The organism is uncultured Limnohabitans sp., from assembly GCF_937889215.1.
GTDB lineage: Bacteria > Pseudomonadota > Gammaproteobacteria > Burkholderiales > Burkholderiaceae_C > Limnohabitans_A.
In genome coordinates this window covers 1-16663 of record NZ_CALBEX010000012.1, presented here as the reverse complement: position 1 = coordinate 16663, position 16663 = coordinate 1, and the positions used below count along the sequence as shown (strand labels likewise).

15 protein-coding genes and 1 pseudogene are annotated in these 16663 nt (G+C 60.6%); 13 read left to right on the top strand and 3 right to left on the bottom strand.

From position 1 onward, the window contains the following. The 11 genes and pseudogenes from Q0341_RS00385 to accD form a co-directional block, all read left to right on the top strand. Positions 1 to 903, top strand: a pseudogene (locus tag Q0341_RS00385) (hypothetical protein); the annotation flags it as partial. 152 nt (positions 904 to 1055) lie between these two features. Beyond that, entirely contained in the window at positions 1056 to 2477 is a 1422-nt protein-coding gene (leuC, locus tag Q0341_RS00380; RefSeq protein WP_299509745.1) for a 3-isopropylmalate dehydratase large subunit, read from the top strand. Positions 2478 to 2496: 19 nt separating this feature from the next. After that, on the top strand, positions 2497 to 3150 hold the full coding sequence (gene leuD / locus Q0341_RS00375; RefSeq protein ID WP_299509743.1) for a 3-isopropylmalate dehydratase small subunit: 654 nt from the start codon (positions 2497 to 2499) through the stop codon (positions 3148 to 3150). Positions 3151 to 3174: 24 nt separating this feature from the next. Continuing rightward, positions 3175 to 4260 (top strand): 3-isopropylmalate dehydrogenase, encoded by a 1086-nt coding sequence (gene leuB / locus Q0341_RS00370; protein ID WP_299509741.1) that lies wholly within the window; start codon positions 3175 to 3177, stop codon positions 4258 to 4260. Between the two features lie 249 nt (positions 4261 to 4509). Then, positions 4510 to 5667, top strand: a complete 1158-nt coding sequence (gene asd, locus Q0341_RS00365) for an aspartate-semialdehyde dehydrogenase (protein WP_299509740.1) — start codon at positions 4510 to 4512, stop codon at positions 5665 to 5667. Positions 5668 to 5705: 38 nt separating this feature from the next. Beyond that, positions 5706 to 7535 carry a FimV/HubP family polar landmark protein gene (locus Q0341_RS00360; RefSeq protein WP_299509739.1) on the top strand — a complete coding sequence of 610 codons (1830 nt, stop codon included), beginning with the start codon at positions 5706 to 5708 and terminating at the stop codon, positions 7533 to 7535. Further along, positions 7532 to 8317 (top strand): tRNA pseudouridine(38-40) synthase TruA, encoded by a 786-nt coding sequence (gene truA, locus Q0341_RS00355; protein ID WP_299509737.1) that lies wholly within the window; start codon positions 7532 to 7534, stop codon positions 8315 to 8317. The genes Q0341_RS00360 and truA overlap by 4 nt, the downstream gene beginning before the upstream one ends. Then, positions 8314 to 8991 (top strand): phosphoribosylanthranilate isomerase, encoded by a 678-nt coding sequence (locus tag Q0341_RS00350; RefSeq protein ID WP_299509736.1) that lies wholly within the window; start codon positions 8314 to 8316, stop codon positions 8989 to 8991. The genes truA and Q0341_RS00350 overlap by 4 nt, the downstream gene beginning before the upstream one ends. A gap of 88 nt (positions 8992 to 9079) precedes the next feature. Next, positions 9080 to 10363 carry a tryptophan synthase subunit beta gene (trpB, locus tag Q0341_RS00345; RefSeq protein WP_299509734.1) on the top strand — a complete coding sequence of 428 codons (1284 nt, stop codon included), beginning with the start codon at positions 9080 to 9082 and terminating at the stop codon, positions 10361 to 10363. A gap of 10 nt (positions 10364 to 10373) precedes the next feature. Next, a complete protein-coding gene (gene trpA, locus Q0341_RS00340; RefSeq protein WP_299509732.1) occupies positions 10374 to 11183 on the top strand; it encodes a tryptophan synthase subunit alpha in 810 nt (269 codons plus the stop codon). Between the two features lie 51 nt (positions 11184 to 11234). Beyond that, on the top strand, positions 11235 to 12107 hold the full coding sequence (gene accD / locus Q0341_RS00335) for an acetyl-CoA carboxylase, carboxyltransferase subunit beta (RefSeq protein WP_299509730.1): 873 nt from the start codon (positions 11235 to 11237) through the stop codon (positions 12105 to 12107). A 101-nt stretch (positions 12108 to 12208) separates the two neighbouring features. Here accD and Q0341_RS00330 read toward each other — a convergent pair whose 3' ends face one another. Further along, on the bottom strand, positions 12209 to 12757 hold the full coding sequence (locus tag Q0341_RS00330; protein WP_299509728.1) for a YggT family protein: 549 nt from the start codon (positions 12755 to 12757) through the stop codon (positions 12209 to 12211). Positions 12758 to 12790: 33 nt separating this feature from the next. Here Q0341_RS00330 and Q0341_RS00325 point away from each other — a divergent pair, with 33 nt between their 5' ends. Together Q0341_RS00325 and lysS are read left to right on the top strand one after the other, a co-directional pair. Continuing rightward, positions 12791 to 13477, top strand: coding sequence for an LON peptidase substrate-binding domain-containing protein (locus Q0341_RS00325; RefSeq protein WP_299509726.1), 687 nt, complete (start codon positions 12791 to 12793; stop codon positions 13475 to 13477). 91 nt (positions 13478 to 13568) lie between these two features. Next, positions 13569 to 15122 (top strand): lysine--tRNA ligase, encoded by a 1554-nt coding sequence (gene lysS, locus Q0341_RS00320; RefSeq protein WP_299509723.1) that lies wholly within the window; start codon positions 13569 to 13571, stop codon positions 15120 to 15122. 49 nt (positions 15123 to 15171) lie between these two features. On the opposite strand, the gene Q0341_RS00315 is transcribed toward lysS, so the two are convergent. After that, the gene (locus Q0341_RS00315) at positions 15172 to 15510 is read right to left on the bottom strand and encodes a hypothetical protein (protein WP_299509720.1); all 339 of its coding nucleotides are present in this window, start codon (positions 15508 to 15510) and stop codon (positions 15172 to 15174) included. Positions 15511 to 15533: 23 nt separating this feature from the next. After that, positions 15534 to 16619 (bottom strand): beta-N-acetylhexosaminidase, encoded by a 1086-nt coding sequence (gene nagZ, locus Q0341_RS00310; protein WP_299509719.1) that lies wholly within the window; start codon positions 16617 to 16619, stop codon positions 15534 to 15536. Positions 16620 to 16663: the final 44 nt, after the last annotated feature.

The window sequence follows — 16663 nt, the reverse complement described above, 5'->3', positions numbered from 1 at the left end:
AGCCCCGCGACCAAGGCGTCGGCCGTCACCATGGCTGCGTGCGCACCCGCCGCGAGCCCGAGCCCCGCGCAGGCGTGGTCCGACGCGGGCGGTTCCCCGGCCCTGAAGCAGGGCGGCCTGGGGCTCGCGCTCGCCAACGGCGCCCTCGCCAACGCCCAGGTCTGGCTCGCCCGCCTGGCCCGCATGGCCATTTACGAACGCTCACGGGAATGGACAGAAGCCACAGCCGTGGCCCGCTTGCTGGAGAGCTCAGGGGAGGCCAACTTCAGCGTCCGAATGGCGCACTACGAGTGCGAACGTGCGCTTGAAGCCGTGCAAAAAGGGGCCGCCGACCAAGCCCGGGAGTGGCTCATTCAAACCCTGCAAAGCCACCCGGATGCCGCCAGGCCGCGCATTTTGCTGGGCCAGCTTTATGCAAGCCAGGGCCAAAGTGCCCTCGCTTACGAGACTTTGGCGGTCTTGTTCGAGCGAAACGACATCACCGCGCCACTGGCCGCAGACAGCCTGGTCCAAGCCGCCCGGGCTTGCGACAGAACCCCTGAAGCCAGCCGCTTGCTGCAAACCCATTACCAGCGCCAGCCTTGCATCGATGTGTTGGACGCGATCACGGCCCTGAATTCAGAGCCACCCAGCGCAAGCACCGAGGCCGCGGCGTCACAGCGTTACCTGGACCACCTGCAAACCCACCCGTCATTGATAGCGGCCAGCCGATGGCTGACGGGCCACCAGCCTGGCCAGACGGCGCTGCCCGCACCTGTGCAAAAGGCCTTGGAACAGGCCACCAAGCCATTGGCACGCTACCGCTGCGCCGCTTGTGGCTTTGAAGCCAAAGCGCATTTCTGGCATTGCCCTGGCTGCCAAGCATGGGACAGCTACCCACCACGCCGGGTGGAAGAGCTTTAGCCTGCGATCAAACCAGCGTCTGTCCCCCAAAACCCACTACATGACCTCAACAAGTCGCCAAGGCGTGGGCTTTTGGCTTTTCTGAGTGCGCGCATGACAGAACAAGGGCAGCGATCCGCATAAAATGGCAGCTTGCACAGCAAGGAAGCTCCATGGCACGCACGCTCTACGACAAAATCTGGGACGAACACGTCGTCCACACCGAAGAAGACGGCACCTCCGTCCTCTACATCGACCGCCACTTGGTGCACGAAGTCACCAGCCCCCAAGCTTTTGAAGGCCTGCGCCAAGCCGGCCGCAAGGTCTGGCGCGTCAGCTCCATCGTGGCGACTGCCGACCACAACACCCCTACCACCGGCTGGGAGTTGGGCTACGACGGCATCACCGACCCGATCAGCAAAGAACAAATCACCACGCTCGACGCGAACATGGCGGAATACGGCTCCGCCGCTTTCTTCCCCTTCTTGTCCAAGCGCCAAGGCATCGTGCACGTCATTGGCCCAGAAAACGGCGCCACCCTGCCCGGCATGACCGTGGTCTGCGGCGACTCGCACACGTCCACCCACGGCGCGTTTGGTGCATTGGCGCACGGCATCGGCACTTCCGAAGTCGAGCACGTCATGGCCACCCAAACCCTTTTGGCCAAAAAAGCCAAGAACATGCTGATCAAGGTCGAGGGCAAGCTGGCCAACGGCATCACTGGCAAAGACATCGTGCTGGCCATCATCGGCAAGATCGGCACCGCTGGCGGCACCGGCTACACCATTGAATTCGCAGGTTCGGCCATCCGCAGCTTGAGCATGGAAGGCCGCATGACCGTCTGCAACATGGCCATCGAAGGCGGCGCGCGCGCGGGCCTGGTGGCGGTGGACGAAAAAACCATCGAGTACGTCAAAGGCCGTCTGCTCTCGCCCACGGGTGTGGAATGGGACCATGCCGTGGCCTACTGGAAAACCCTGCAGTCCGACCCCGGTGCGCACTTTGACGCCGTGGTGGAACTGGACGCCAGCGCCATCGTGCCGCAAGTCACTTGGGGCACTTCGCCCGAAATGGTGCTGGGCATCGACGCCCACACGCCCGATCCGGACAAAGAAAAAGACGACGTCAAGCGCGACGCCATTGAGCGTGCACTGACTTACATGGGTCTGCAGCCCGGAAAGGCCTTGGCCGACATCACCATTGACAAAGTCTTCATTGGCTCGTGCACCAACAGCCGCATCGAAGACATGCGCGAAGCCGCAGCCATCGTCAAAAAGCTCGGCCAAAAAGTGGCCAAGAACGTCAAGCTGGCCATGGTCGTGCCCGGCTCAGGTCTGGTCAAGGCGCAAGCTGAGGCGGAAGGCCTGCATGAAATCTTCAAGGCCGCTGGCTTTGAATGGCGCGAACCCGGCTGTTCCATGTGCTTGGCCATGAACGCCGACCGCCTGGAGCCCGGCGAACGTTGCGCCTCGACCAGCAACCGCAACTTCGAAGGCCGTCAGGGCGCGGGCGGGCGCACCCACTTGGTCAGCCCCGCCATGGCCGCCGCTGCTGCTGTGCACGGCCATTTTGTTGACATCCGAAAATTCGCCTGAAGCGCTCGAGGACCCCAACATGCAAAAATTCACCCTCCTCAAAGGCCTGGTGGCCCCGATGGACCGCGCCAACGTGGACACCGACGCCATCATCCCAAAGCAGTTCCTCAAGTCGATCCGCAAGACCGGCTTTGGCCCCAACCTGTTTGACGCATGGCGCTACTTGGACCCGGGTGAGCCTGGCCAAGACCCAAACAGCCGCAAACCCAATCCGGACTTCGTGCTGAACCAGCCGCGCTACCAAGGCGCTAGCGTGTTGCTGGCCCGCAAGAACTTCGGCTGCGGCTCCAGCCGCGAACACGCGCCCTGGGCGATCGACCAGTACGGCTTTCGCTGCGTGATCGCACCCAGCTTTGCCGACATCTTTTTCAACAATTGCTTCAAAAACGGCTTGCTGCCCATCGTGCTGCCAGAAGCCGTGGTGGCCCAGCTGTTCGACGAAGTCTTGGCTTTCCCCGGCTACGAACTCACGGTGGACCTGGAACGCCAAGTGGTGGTGCGCCCGCAGGGTGAAGAAATCCCGTTCGAGGTGCAGGCTTTCCGCAAGTTCTGTTTGATCAATGGTCTCGACGACATCGGCTTGACATTGCGCCACGCCGACAAGATCAAAGCTTTTGAAGCTGAGCGCCTGGCCACCAAACCTTGGCTGGCCCACACCGCCGTCAACGCCTAAGCCCCTGACAACACTGGAATTCTCATGAAAATCGCAGTCCTCCCCGGTGATGGCATCGGCACCGAAATCGTCGCCGAAGCCGTCAAAGTTTTGAACACGCTCGACTTGAAGTTCGAGATGGAAACCGCCTTGGTCGGCGGCGCGGCCTATGACGCTCATGGCCATCCCCTGCCCGAAGCCACGCTCAAGCTGGCCATGGACAGTGACGCCGTGCTGTTTGGCGCGGTCGGCGACTGGAAATACGACAAGCTCGACCGCCCTCTGCGCCCCGAGCAAGCCATTTTGGGCCTGCGCAAGAACATGGGCTTGTTCGCCAACTTCCGCCCTGCCATTTGCTACGAACAGCTGGTGGGTGCATCCAGCCTCAAGCCCGAGTTGATTTCGGGTCTGGACATCTTGATCATCCGCGAGCTGACTGGCGACATTTACTTTGGTCAGCCACGCGGCCGCCGCATCGCGACCGATGGCCACTTCCCTGGTGCTGAGGAAGCCTTTGACACCATGCGCTACTCCAAGCCCGAGATCGAGCGCATCGCGCATGTGGCCTTTCAGGCTGCCCGCAAGCGCAAGGCTGCGGGTAAAGAAGGCCGCGTGACCAGCGTGGACAAAGCCAACGTGCTCGAAACCTTCCAGTTCTGGAAAGACGTGGTCACCGAGGTCGGCAAAGAGTACCCCGACATCGCCCTGGACCACATGTACGTGGACAACGCGGCCATGCAATTGGTCAAGGAACCCAAGCGCTTTGACGTGGTGGTCACTGGCAATATGTTCGGCGACATCCTGAGCGACGAAGCCTCTATGCTCACGGGCTCCATCGGCATGCTGCCTTCGGCCAGCCTGAACACCAAGAACCAAGGCCTGTACGAGCCCAGCCACGGCAGCGCCCCCGACATCGCAGGCAAAGGCGTGGCCAACCCGCTGGCCACCATCTTGTCGGCCGCGATGATGCTGCGCTTCAGTCTGAACCAAGGCGAAGCCGCCGAACGCATCGAAGCGGCGGTGCAAAAAGTGCTGGCCCAAGGCCTGCGCACCGGCGACATTTACAGCGAAGGCACCACCAAAGTTGGCACCCGCGAAATGGGTGATGCGGTGGTCAAAGCGCTGGCTTAATGCCATCACGGATGCTGTCACGAATGCCAGGGCAGCTTCCATTACAATTTCAGTCATGTTTAACGCCCGCCTGTTCAACCTGAACTTTGCTTCTGCCGACACGGCAGCTGTTGGCGCGCGTTCAAGCACCAAAAAAACCACGACCATTACGGGCTGAAACGGCTCCGGTTTCGTCGTGCGCCCCCCGGCCAGACGAGCCGGGCAAACAGTCTGGTCAACCACTGTTTTAAAAACTGAAAGGGCGTTGAAATGAGCAAGTTAGTAGGTTTGGTCGGCTGGCGCGGCATGGTCGGCTCGGTTCTGATGGACCGCATGATGCAGGAAAAAGACTTTGACCTGATCGAGCCTTTGTTCTTCTCCACATCCAACGCGGGCGGCAAAGCCCCCTCGATGGCCAAGAACGAAACCACGCTGCAAGACGCTTTCAACATTGAGCAGCTCAAGCGCTGCGAGATCATCATCACTGCCCAAGGCGGCGACTACACCTCTGAGGTCTTCCCCAAGTTGCGGGCTGCCGGCTGGAACGGCCACTGGATCGACGCCGCATCGACCCTGCGCATGGAAAAAGACGCCGTGATTGTTCTCGATCCGGTCAACATGCCCGTGATCAAAAACGCCCTGGCCCACGGCGGCAACAACTGGGTGGGCGGCAACTGCACCGTCTCGTGCATGCTGATGGGCGTGGGCGCACTTTACAAGGCCGGTTTGGTCGAGTGGATGAGCACCCAGACTTACCAAGCGGCTTCGGGCGGCGGCGCACAACACATGCGCGAACTGCTGACCCAATACGGCACGCTGAACGCGGAAGTCAAAGCCCTGCTGGACGACCCCAAGAGCGCTATTTTGGAAATTGACCGCTTGGTGGTCGCCAAGCAACGCGCCCTGACCGCCTCTGAGACCGCCAACTTTGGCGTGCCGCTGGGCGGCTCGCTGATTCCTTGGATCGACAAAGATCTGGGCATCGGCAAAAACCGGGACGAAGCCGGTTGGGGCACGTCCAAAGAAGAGTGGAAAGGCATGGCCGAAACGAACAAGATTTTGGGCATGGGTGAAGGTTTTGACGCTGCTGCCATTCCCGTGGACGGTTTTTGCGTGCGGGTGGGTGCCATGCGTTGCCACAGCCAGGCCCTGACCTTCAAACTCAAAAAAGACGTGCCCGTGGCCGACATTGAGGCCATGATCGCAGCCGACAACGAATGGGTCCAACTGGTGCCCAATACCCGGGAGGCCACCATTAGGGCCTTGACACCCGTGGCGGTCACCGGCACCATGGCCATCCCCGTGGGACGAGTACGAAAGTTGACCATGGGACCGGAGTACATTGGCGCCTTTACCATTGGTGACCAATTGCTGTGGGGTGCAGCCGAGCCGCTGCGCCGCATGCTCCGTATCTTGCTTGACGCTTGATACTTGACAGCGACACAACAACAATTTTTGGGAAACTCATGGGTCAATCCAACCGCCAAACAGAAAACAAGCTCCAAATGAAAGCCTTGTGTGCTTTGGTTTTTTCAGCATGGGTCATCCCCGCATCGGCTCTGGACCTGGGCCGACTTCAAATTTTGTCTGCCATTGGTGAGCCATTGCGTGCAGAAGTTGAAATCGCCCAAGCCACACCCGAGGAGCTGAGCAGCTTGCGGGCCCAATTGGCTTCCCCCAGCAGTTTCAATCAGGCCGGCATGGAGTACAACCCCGCGCTAGAGGGCATCACCGCCAGGTTGCAAACGCGCAGCAACGGTGCACGCTTCATTGCATTGAATGGCCAATTGCCTGTCCGAGAAAATTTTGTTGACCTCATCTTGGAAACCCAATGGGCCACAGGTCGACTGGTCAAAAATTACGCATTGCTTTTGAACTCGGTCAATGACCGAGCAGTCACCGCCAGTCCACCCGACGCGTTCACGCCGCCTCCGAAATTGGACCCGCTGCCAGCCGCCGCCATTGCGGTGGCATCGACTGTGCCACTCAACCAGGCTGTTCAAACAATCCCCTTGCCCGCAGGACTCAACGCCAGCAGCGTGACAGTCAATGAGAAAAACATTCCTGTTTACCGGTTCGCACCCGTCGACAATTCGGCTCTGACTGCCGCAGCATCGCCAGCCTCTTTGGAGACGCCTGCCGTTTCGGCTCGTCCTGGGACCTCCTCCGGACCCAGTTCCGACAACGAGACCAGCCTCCAAGTCAAAGCGGGCGACACGGCCTCGCGTTTGGCTTTGCGTCATTTGGCTCCCAATGTTTCTTTGGACCAGATGCTTTTGGCCATGCTTGAAGCCAACCCGAACGCATTCATCCAAGGCAACGTCAATTTGGTCAAGGCCGGTGCGGTCATTCGGATTCCAAGCCCCAGTGAAGCCCTGAAAATTCCTCGCGCACAAGCACGAAGAATGGTGCTCGCCCAAGCACGCGATTTTGCAGCCTATGCACAACGACTGGCACAGTCTGCCTTGTTGGTTGACGCCAAAAGCACCCGCGAAATGTCGGGCAAAGTGGGGGCCGAGACCGCCAGAGAAACCACGGCCAATCCGCAGCAAGACAAGCTGACACTGTCAAAATCCAGCGTCACGAACAACAACGCGGAAGCCCAATTGGCCGCTGAACGCGAAACCAAAGACACCGCCACCCAACTGGCTGAACTGAACCAAAACCTGCAAGACCTGGAGGCGCTGGCCAAGAATCAGCCCGTTGTGAAGGCCAATTCCAGCACCACCCCATCTGCCGAATCGGCCTCCCCCCCACCCACCAGCAGCGATGCCAGCACGACGCCCCCAACACAAAGCGGCACTGGGTATGCATCTTTGGTCCAGCAAGTGCAAGACAACAAGCAAATTTGGACATGGGCAGCGGCTTTGCTGGCCATCCTCTTGTTGTTTGTGTTCTGGGTTCGCAGAAAGTCACGCGAACCGCAAACGGTCTATGCCCCTGCCTACGATGACATCGACCCTCCAAGCACAGAACCGGCCATGGAAATGCCCATGGGCAATACGGGCATGCCCAAGGACATCGCGTCGATCGACCTGAACTTGCAGCCGCAGCCTGCAGCAGCCGACCCTGCCCCCTCGCCAATCCATGCCCCTGCGCCGACCCCAGTGGCACAAGTGGCTCAGTCCAGCGGATCCAACACCGACGACACAGAGCAGAGCAAGCTGAACTTGGCCGCTCAGTTGTCCGCCAAAGGCGACAAAGACTTGGCTCGCGCTTTGATTTTGTCTGTGATCTCCTCCTCCAGCGGAGATCTGAAGGCCAAGGCCATCCAACTGCTCGGCCAAATCCGGTGAGGTTGGCCCTGGGCGTCTGCTATTCGGGCACGGCTTACCAGGGCTGGCAAAGCCAGGCTTCGGGTTTGACGGTCCAAGACAAGCTCGAAAAAGCCTTGGCCCAATTTGGCGACGTGCCCCGCGTCAGCACTTTGTGCGCAGGCCGCACCGATGCTGGCGTGCATGGCCTGATGCAGGTGGTGCACTTTGACACCGAACTGCAGCGCGATCCCCAGTCTTGGGTGCGTGGCACCAACCGTTACTTGCCGTCTGACATCGCTGTGCAGTGGGCCCAGGTCGTGCCCGAGACTTTCCATTGCCGCGCCAGCGCAACCGGTCGCCGCTATATTTATGTGGTGCTCGATTCGAGTGTGCGCCCCAGCTTGGAAACAGGCCGCGTTGGCTGGGTTTACCGCCCACTGGCCGAAGCCCCCATGCGCGAAGCCAGCCAGCATCTGCTGGGGGAGCACGATTTTTCGTCTTTCAGAGCCAGCAGCTGCCAAGCGCTGTCTCCCATCAAGACACTGCGTCACATCCGCATCAGCCAGCACGGCGCTTATTGGCGCTTCGAGTTTGAGGGCAATGCTTTTTTGCACCACATGATCCGCAACATCATGGGCTGCCTGGTCACCATTGGCCAAGGCAACCAGCCGCCCGAATGGATGCGCGAGGTCTTGCTGGCCCAAAGCCGCGATGCGGCAGCGCCCACGTTTTCGCCCGACGGTCTGTACTTTGCCGGGCCGATCTACAGCCCCGAATGGGGGCTGCCCGATACCACCCCTGCCTTTGATTGGTTGCCATGAGCCCCGCACAACGCACCCGCATCAAAATGTGCGGTTTCACCCGGGAAGATGACGTTCGGCTGGCCTGCGCTGCCGGTGCCGATGCCATCGGCTTCGTCTTGTACCCACCCAGCTCACGCAGCGTCAGCATCGAGCGCGCTGCCGAATTGGCCCGCCTGCTGCCCGCTTTTGTGACGCCCGTGCTGCTCTTTGTGAACGAAACGCCCGACCGCATCCAAACCGCTTGCACGGCCGTGCCGGGCGCTTTGCTGCAGTTCCACGGTGACGAGTCACCCGCATTTTGCGAAGCCATGTCGCAGGCCACTGGCCGCCCGCACCTCAAAGCCGCCCGAATCCCCTTGTCCGAGGCGCACGACTTCGACTTGCTAGAATTTGGCTTTCAACATTCAAAAGCCCAAGCCCTCTTGCTCGATGCCCATGTCGACGGATACGGTGGCGGCGGAAAAACTTTCAATTGGTCACTGCTGCCACCAAGCGTCAATGCTCACCTCGTTTTGTCTGGTGGACTCACACCTGCAAACGTGGCCGATGGCATTCGGGCGTTGCGTTCACACGGCCTGTCATTGGCCGTTGACGTGAGCTCGGGCATCGAATCAGGCAAAGGCCTGAAAGATGCCGAAAAAATGTGGAAATTTGTCCAGGCGGTGCGCACCGCTGACAACCACACCCTTTGAATTCTTCCCAAAGTCCGTTTCGGCCCAGTTTGCCCACCCGCCAACCGGCACCCGCACAACGGGCCTCGAAACCCAACGATTGAGCACCATGTACGACTACCAACAACCCGATGCCAAAGGCCATTTCGGCATCTATGGCGGCAGCTTTGTCAGCGAAACCCTGACCCACGCCATCAACGAACTCAAAGCTGCTTACGCCAAATACCAGCACGATCCTGAATTCATCGCCGAATTCAAGTCCGAGTTGGCGCATTTTGTGGGCCGCCCCTCGCCCGTTTACCACGCGGCCCGCATGAGCCGTGAAATGGGGGGCGCGCAAATTTTCTTGAAGCGCGAAGACCTGAACCACACGGGTGCGCACAAAATCAACAACACCATCGGCCAGGCCATGCTGGCCAAGCGCATGGGCAAGCCGCGCATCATTGCCGAGACTGGCGCGGGCCAGCACGGCGTGGCCACGGCGACCATTTGCGCCCGCTATGGTTTGGAGTGCGTGGTCTACATGGGCAGCGAAGACGTCAAACGCCAAAGCCCCAACGTCTACCGCATGAAACTGCTGGGTGCAACCGTGGTGCCCGTCGAGTCGGGCAGCAAAACCCTGAAAGACGCACTCAACGAAGCCATGCGCGACTGGGTGGCCAATGTGGACAACACGTTCTACATCATCGGCACCGTGGCAGGCCCACACCCCTACCCCATGATGGTGCGCGACTTCCAAAGCGTGATTGGCGAAGAGTGCCTGACGCAAATGCCAGAGATGTTCAAGTCGCTCAAGATGGCAGAGGAACAGCCGGACGCTGTACTCGCCTGTGTGGGTGGCGGCAGCAACGCCATGGGCATCTTCTACCCCTACATTGCGCACGAAAACACCCGCCTGATTGGTGTGGAAGCTGCGGGGGAAGGCATGGACACTGGCAAACACTCGGCCTCGCTGCAACTGGGCACGCCAGGCGTGCTGCACGGCAACCGCACCTACATCTTGCAGGATGAAAACGGTCAGATCACCGAAACCCACAGCGTGAGCGCGGGCCTGGACTACCCCGGTGTGGGTCCGGAGCATGCCTTTTTGAAGGACATCGGCCGCGCCGAATACGTCGGCATCACCGACAAAGAAGCCATCGACGCCTTCCACTACCTGTGCCGCACCGAGGGCATCATCCCAGCCCTGGAGTCAAGCCACGCAGTGGCCTATGCCATGAAACTGGCCAAAACCATGCGGCCAGACCAATCCATTTTGGTCAACATGTCCGGTCGTGGCGACAAAGACATCGGCACCGTGGCCGATTTGTCGAACGCCGACTTCTACTGCCGCCCCAGCTGCCAAGGCCAATCGGTCAAAGGCGCTGAGCAGCCCGTGAATTTTGTGAAGTGAGGGCTGACCCATGAGCCGCATCGACGCCACACTCTCCACCCTCAAAGCCCAGGGCCGCAAAGCCCTGATCCCGTATGTCACGGCAGGCTTCCCCCAAAAAACCACCACCGTGCCGCTGATGCACGCGATGGTCGAAGCCGGGACCGACATCATCGAATTGGGCGTGCCTTTCTCGGACCCATCTGCCGATGGCCCGGTGATCCAAAAAGCGGGTGACAAAGCCCTGGCGCTGGGCATTGGCACTGTGCAAGTGCTGGCCATGGTGCGCGAATTCCGCCAAACCAACACCACCACCCCGGTGGTGCTGATGGGTTATGCCAACCCTGTGGAGCGCTACGACCAAAAACACGGCGTCGACAGCTTCATCCGCGACGCATCTGCCGCGGGTGTGGACGGCGTGCTGATCGTGGACTACCCGCCCGAAGAATGTGTGGAATTTGCCGCCAAACTGCGCGCCCACAGCATGGACCTGATCTTTTTGCTGGCCCCCACCAGCACCGACGAGCGCATGCAGCAAGTGGCGAAAGTGGCCAGCGGCTACGTGTATTACGTCTCGCTCAAGGGCGTGACAGGTTCGGGCACGCTGGACACCGACGCGGTCGAAGCCATGCTGCCGCGCATTCGCCAGCACGTCAGCGTGCCCGTGGGCGTAGGCTTTGGCATCCGCGATGCGGCCACCGCCCAAGCCATCAGCCGGGTGGCCGATGCCGTGGTGATCGGCTCGCGCCTGATCCAGCTGATCGACGCGGCCCCTGAGCCTGACATCAACGCCGTGGCGTCCGACTTTTTGCGGGGCATCCGCCAAGCCCTGGACGCCTGAACAGGGCTGCTGACGTTTCAACGATAATTCGCCGCACAAGGAGAACACCTCATGAGTTGGCTCGAAAAACTGCTGCCGCCCAAGATCCAGCACACCGACCCGGCCGATCGCCGCACGGTGCCCGAAGGTTTGTGGGTCAAGTGCCCCAGCTGCGAAACGGTACTCTACAAAACCGACCTGGAAGAGAACCAGAACGTCTGCCCCGGCTGCTCGCACCACCTGCGCATCGGTGCCCGCGCTCGCCTGAATGCCTTCCTAGACGGCGAAGGCCGCTACGAAATCGGCCAGGAAGTCCTGCCAGTAGATGCCCTCAAGTTCAAAGACAGCCGCAAGTACCCCGAGCGCCTGAAAGAAGCCATGGACAACACGGGCGAGACCGATGCCTTGGTGGTCATGGGCGGTGCGGTGCACAGCATCAACTTGGTCGCCGCCTGCTTCGAGTTCGACTTCATGGGCGGCTCCATGGGCTCTGTGGTGGGTGAGCGCTTTGTGCGCGGCGTTGAAACCGCCATCGCGCAAAAAGTGCCTTTTGTGTGCTTCACCGCCACGGGCGGCGCGCGTATGCAAGAAGGCCTGCTGTCGCTCATGCAAATGGCCAAGACCAACGCCGCCTTGACCCGCCTGGCCAAGAAAGGCCTGCCCTACATCAGCGTGCTGACCGACCCGACCATGGGCGGTGTGTCGGCCGGTTTTGCATTTTTGGGCGATGTGGTGATTGCCGAGCCCAAGGCCCTGATCGGCTTTGCGGGCCCCCGCGTGATCGAAAGCACCGTGCGTGTGACCTTGCCCGAAGGCTTTCAGCGTGCCGAGTTTTTGCAAACCAAGGGCGCGGTGGACTTCATCTGCGACCGCCGCGAGCTGCGCAAAACCATCGCCAGCACGCTGGCCATGCTGCAACGCCAGCCAGCCGATGCGGTGAGCTGATTGGCCAAAGCGCCCTGAAGGCGCATGCCACAGCCCCCATGCAAAAGGCCCTCTTGCACAAAACGCAAGAGGGCCTTTTCACATGGCGCTTCGAAAAAGCCTCAGCCCAAACCACCCATTTGCCAACTCATCAGCAACATGCCCAGCATTTGCAGGGCCAAAAGCAGCACCAGCGGCGACAAATCGATGCCGCCGATCAAGGGCATCACCCGCCTGAAAGGCCGCAGGACCGGCTCGGCCAAACGCGCCACCAAGTCGTACATGGGTGAGTTGGGGCTGACCCAAGACATGACCGCGTACACCAGCACCAAGGCGCTGAGGGCCGACACCACCAGTTGCGCCAAGCTCAGCAGGCCGAACCAAGGGAGGAAAACCCAAGGCGCAACGCCACCCGACAGCAGCCACAACAGGGCCACATGTACCATCTTGATCAAGCCAGCGCCGGCCAAACTGGACAGGTCCCAAGCCGACCAAATTGGAAACACTTTGCGCAGCGGCAAGACCAACCAATCGGTCAGCGCGAACACAAAGCGCCCCACGGGCTGGTGAAAGGAAATGCGCTGCCTTTGCATCCACAAACGCAGCAAGCAAGTGCCCGCCAACAAACCCGCCACCACATCCAAAACCATACTGACCATCTGAAACCACATCGTTTTTTCTCCTGCTCGTGCGATGATAACCAGATGCCCAATCAAGACACCCCCTCCCCGCCCACCTTGACCGAATTGCCGCTGTTCCCATTGAGCACGGTGCTGTTTCCAGGCGCTTTGCTGCCGCTGCAACTGTTTGAACTGCGCTACCTGCAAATGGTTGGCGAATGCGAGCGCCAAGGCACCGGCTTTGGCGTGGTGACCCTGACGCAAGGGCGCGAGGTGCACCGGCCAGGCGAAACGGCGGAGCAGTTTGAAGCCATGGGCACCCTGGTGCAGATCGAGCGCATTGAACGGCCCCAGCCAGGCTTGGTGAAGATCTGGTGCAGAGGAATGGAGAAGTTCAGCATTCAGGCCACGCGGCAGCGCAGCGACGGCCTGTGGCTGGGCAGTGTGCAAGCCTTGCCGCCCGAGCCCGCCGTGCAGGTGCCCGACGATCTGCAGCACCTGTCGGCGCAAATGCAAGAGGTCCTGACCCAATTGAGCGCCGAGCCCAGCGAAGTACCGCACTGGGCTGAGGCCTGGCGGGTACAAGACTGCAGCTGGCTGTCCAACCGCTGGGGCGAATTGCTGCCCTTGCCTTTGCAAATGAAATACCGCCTGTTTGCCCTGAAAGAGCCCTTGCTGCGCCTTGAACTGGTGGGCGATATGGTGGCCCCGGCAGACCCTGAGGCCCAGCCCCAGACCAACGCAGCCCCGAAGCCCCCAGCAAACTCTTAAAATAGAGGGCTTTGCGCTTTGGCGCAGCCCCTGATTACCCCCCACAACCCAGGCTCTGGCGTCCTCGCGCCATGCCCAAACACTGCCCGCCATGTCCGACAACAACGCCAACGCCCAAGCCGCGCCCGCACCGCAAGATGAAAACCAACTGATCGCCGAGCGCCGCGAGAAGCTCAAAGCCATGCGCCAGGCGCAGACCGATGGCAAAGGCGTCGCCTTCCCCAACGACTTCAAGCCCGAGCACCACGCCGCCAACCTGCACCAAGCGCATGGCGACAAAGACGCCGAAGCCCTGAACGGCGAAGGCGTGGCCAAAACCACCGCCAAGGTCGCAGGCCGCATGATGCTCAAGCGCGTGATGGGCAAGGCCAGCTTTGCCACGCTGCAAGACGCCACGGGCCGCATTCAGTTCTATGTGACCCGCGACGACGTGGGCGAAGACCTGTACGCCCTGTTTAAGCACTGGGACCTGGGTGACATCGTGGGGGTGGAAGGCCATTTATTCAAGACCCGCACGGGCGAACTGTCGATCCACGCCACCCGCATCCGCATGCTCACAAAGAGCCTGCGCCCCATGCCGGACAAGTTCCATGGCATTGCCGACCAAGAAGTGAAGTACCGCCAGCGCTATGTGGACCTGATGACCGACGAAGCCGCCCGCAAGCGCTTTGTAGTCCGCAGCAAGGCCGTGAGCGGCATTCGCGAATTCATGGTCCAGCACGGCTTTTTGGAAGTCGAAACACCCATGCTGCACCCCATTCCCGGTGGTGCCAATGCCAAGCCCTTTGTGACGCACCACAACGCGCTGGACCAAGAGATGTTCTTGCGCATCGCGCCCGAGCTGTACCTCAAGCGCTTGCTGGTGGGTGGCTTTGAGCGTGTGTTCGAGATCAACCGCAACTTCCGCAACGAAGGCATCTCGGTCCGCCACAACCCCGAGTTCACCATGATGGAGTTCTACGCGGCGTACTGGAATTACCAAGACCTGATGGGCTTCACCGAAAGCCTGATCCGCGACGCGGCCATGACCGCTGCAGGCACGCTCGACCTGACCTACAACGGCAAGCCGGTGGACTTGAACAAGCCTTTCGCACGCATGACGATCCGCGAAGCCATCGTCAAGCACACCGAAGCGGGCGACAACGTGGACAACGCCGAGTGGCTGACCAACGCCCTGAAAAAGCTGGGCATGAACGAAGAAAAGAACAAGCTGTCCACCCGCAGCTTGGCCAGTCTGCAGGTGTTTTATTTTGAGGAAACCGTAGAAGACAAGCTCTGGGAGCCAACCTTCATCATGGAGCACCCCACCGAAATTTCACCGCTGGCCCGCGCCAACGACACCCGCCCCGAAGTGACCGAGCGCTTTGAGCTCTACATCACCGGCCGCGAGTTCGGCAACGGCTTCAGTGAGCTGAACGACGCCGAAGACCAAGCCGCCCGCTTCCAAGCCCAAGTCGCTGCCAAAGACGACGGCGACGACGAAGCCATGTACTACGACCACGACTTTGTGCGCGCCCTCGAATATGGCATGCCCCCCGCTGGCGGCTGCGGCATCGGCATTGACCGCCTGATGATGCTGCTGACCGACAGCGCCAGCATCCGCGATGTGATTTTGTTCCCGGCCTTGCGCCACGTGCAGGAATAAGCGCTCATCGCACCCACAAAAAACCCGGCCATGGCCGGGTTTTTTGTCTTCAGGGCCGGCGTTCTTCCGGCAGTCGGGCGGGATCCTCCACCACCTCCCGAACCTCGACGTCCACCACCTGATCGTCTGCGGCTGGGTTGGGAGGCGAACCCCATGGGCTCTGCGCCCCCGTTGCCGTGCCGGCACGAAAACCACCTTGCGCAAAGTTTTGACGCATGTTGCGAAACTGTTGCCACACCAACACCACCTGGGGTTTTCGTCCTGTCACCAGCCAGCGCAAAGTGGCCCAGACGATGTAGACGAGCAAGGCACCCAACAAGGCCAATAAAAACAACAGGCCCAACACGGCCATGAAAATCCGCAAAATCCAAGTGAACAACGTTTCCACAAAACCTCTTTCTTCGGTGTGATTCAGGGCAGGCGGTCCAGCGCCTGCATGTAGTCGTGTGAGCGAACCAGTTCATCCCAAGCGCGGGCAGGCGCTCGGGGCAACAAGTTCAGACGCCGCTCTTCACTGACCTCGCTGGGTCTCCAGTGTCCCTTGAGCAGGGCTTCGGTCAGTGCGTCCAGTACCTCGTCCAATTCCGCACCCCCGTTCACCGCCGAGCGGTTGCACAGCAAGGCCAAGTCGCACCCGGCCTGCAAGGCAGTGATCACAGCTTCGGTGTAACTGAGTGTGCATCCGTCCAACTGGCGCGCTGCGGCCATCGACAAATCGTCGGTGCAAACCACGCCTTGGAACTTCAATTGGCCTCGCAAAATGTCCTGCAGCCAGCGGGCAGAAAAGCCTGCCGGGCGGCTGTCGACCTTACTGTAAATCACATGCGCGGGCATCACGGCCGTGAGCACACTGCCCAGCCAGCGGTAAGGCTGCGCGTCGTCGGCCAAGATGGTTTTAAGGCTGCGCTTGTCCACCGGCAAGGCCACATGCGAGTCGGCCTTGACGGCGCCGTGGCCTGGGAAATGCTTGCCGCAATTGCCCATGCCTGCCTGCAACAGGCCTTGCATCAGGCTGCGGGCCAAGAGGCTCACCACACGCGGATCACGCGCAAAGGCGCGGTCACCAATGACACCGCTCTCGCCGTGGTCAAGATCCAGCACGGGCGTGAAGCTGAAGTCCACACCGCAAGCACGCAATTCGCTGGCCAACACGAAGCCTGCCGAAGTGGCCGCTTCGCAGGCCTTGAGCACGCCCGAGCCGGGCTGGCCCTTGTCGTCATGACCCCAGAGTTCACCAATGGCCCGCATGCTGGGCAAGTGGGTAAAGCCATCGGTGCGAAAGCGCTGCACACGACCGCCCTCGTGGTCCACCGAGATCAACAGGTCTGATCGAATGCTTTTGATGTCGGCGCACAAGTCGGTCAGTTGCGCTCGGCTGTGCCAGTTGCGCCCGAACAAAATGATGCCGCCCACCAGTGGATGGGTCAAGCGGCGGCGGTCCACAGCGCTCAGGCTGTGGCCTTCAATGTCGAGGATCAGGGGTGCGTGCATGTTCATGTGTTTTTTCACACTTCAGGGTGAACCACTCAAAATCAAGAGGA

What these genes read in the sequence shown, in the direction of transcription:
- leuC (WP_299509745.1), top strand. Translation starts at nt 1,056, where the DNA reads ATGGCACGCACGCTCTACGACAAAATCTGGGACGAACACGTCGTCCAC.
- leuD (WP_299509743.1), top strand. Translation starts at nt 2,497, where the DNA reads ATGCAAAAATTCACCCTCCTCAAAGGCCTGGTGGCCCCGATGGACCGC.
- leuB (WP_299509741.1), top strand. Translation starts at nt 3,175, where the DNA reads ATGAAAATCGCAGTCCTCCCCGGTGATGGCATCGGCACCGAAATCGTC.
- asd (WP_299509740.1), top strand. Translation starts at nt 4,510, where the DNA reads ATGAGCAAGTTAGTAGGTTTGGTCGGCTGGCGCGGCATGGTCGGCTCG.
- Q0341_RS00360 (WP_299509739.1), top strand. Translation starts at nt 5,706, where the DNA reads ATGGGTCAATCCAACCGCCAAACAGAAAACAAGCTCCAAATGAAAGCC.
- Q0341_RS00350 (WP_299509736.1), top strand. Translation starts at nt 8,314, where the DNA reads ATGAGCCCCGCACAACGCACCCGCATCAAAATGTGCGGTTTCACCCGG.
- trpB (WP_299509734.1), top strand. Translation starts at nt 9,080, where the DNA reads ATGTACGACTACCAACAACCCGATGCCAAAGGCCATTTCGGCATCTAT.
- trpA (WP_299509732.1), top strand. Translation starts at nt 10,374, where the DNA reads ATGAGCCGCATCGACGCCACACTCTCCACCCTCAAAGCCCAGGGCCGC.
- accD (WP_299509730.1), top strand. Translation starts at nt 11,235, where the DNA reads ATGAGTTGGCTCGAAAAACTGCTGCCGCCCAAGATCCAGCACACCGAC.
- Q0341_RS00330 (WP_299509728.1), bottom strand. Translation starts at nt 12,757, where the DNA reads ATGTGGTTTCAGATGGTCAGTATGGTTTTGGATGTGGTGGCGGGTTTG.
- Q0341_RS00325 (WP_299509726.1), top strand. Translation starts at nt 12,791, where the DNA reads ATGCCCAATCAAGACACCCCCTCCCCGCCCACCTTGACCGAATTGCCG.
- lysS (WP_299509723.1), top strand. Translation starts at nt 13,569, where the DNA reads ATGTCCGACAACAACGCCAACGCCCAAGCCGCGCCCGCACCGCAAGAT.
- nagZ (WP_299509719.1), bottom strand. Translation starts at nt 16,619, where the DNA reads ATGAACATGCACGCACCCCTGATCCTCGACATTGAAGGCCACAGCCTG.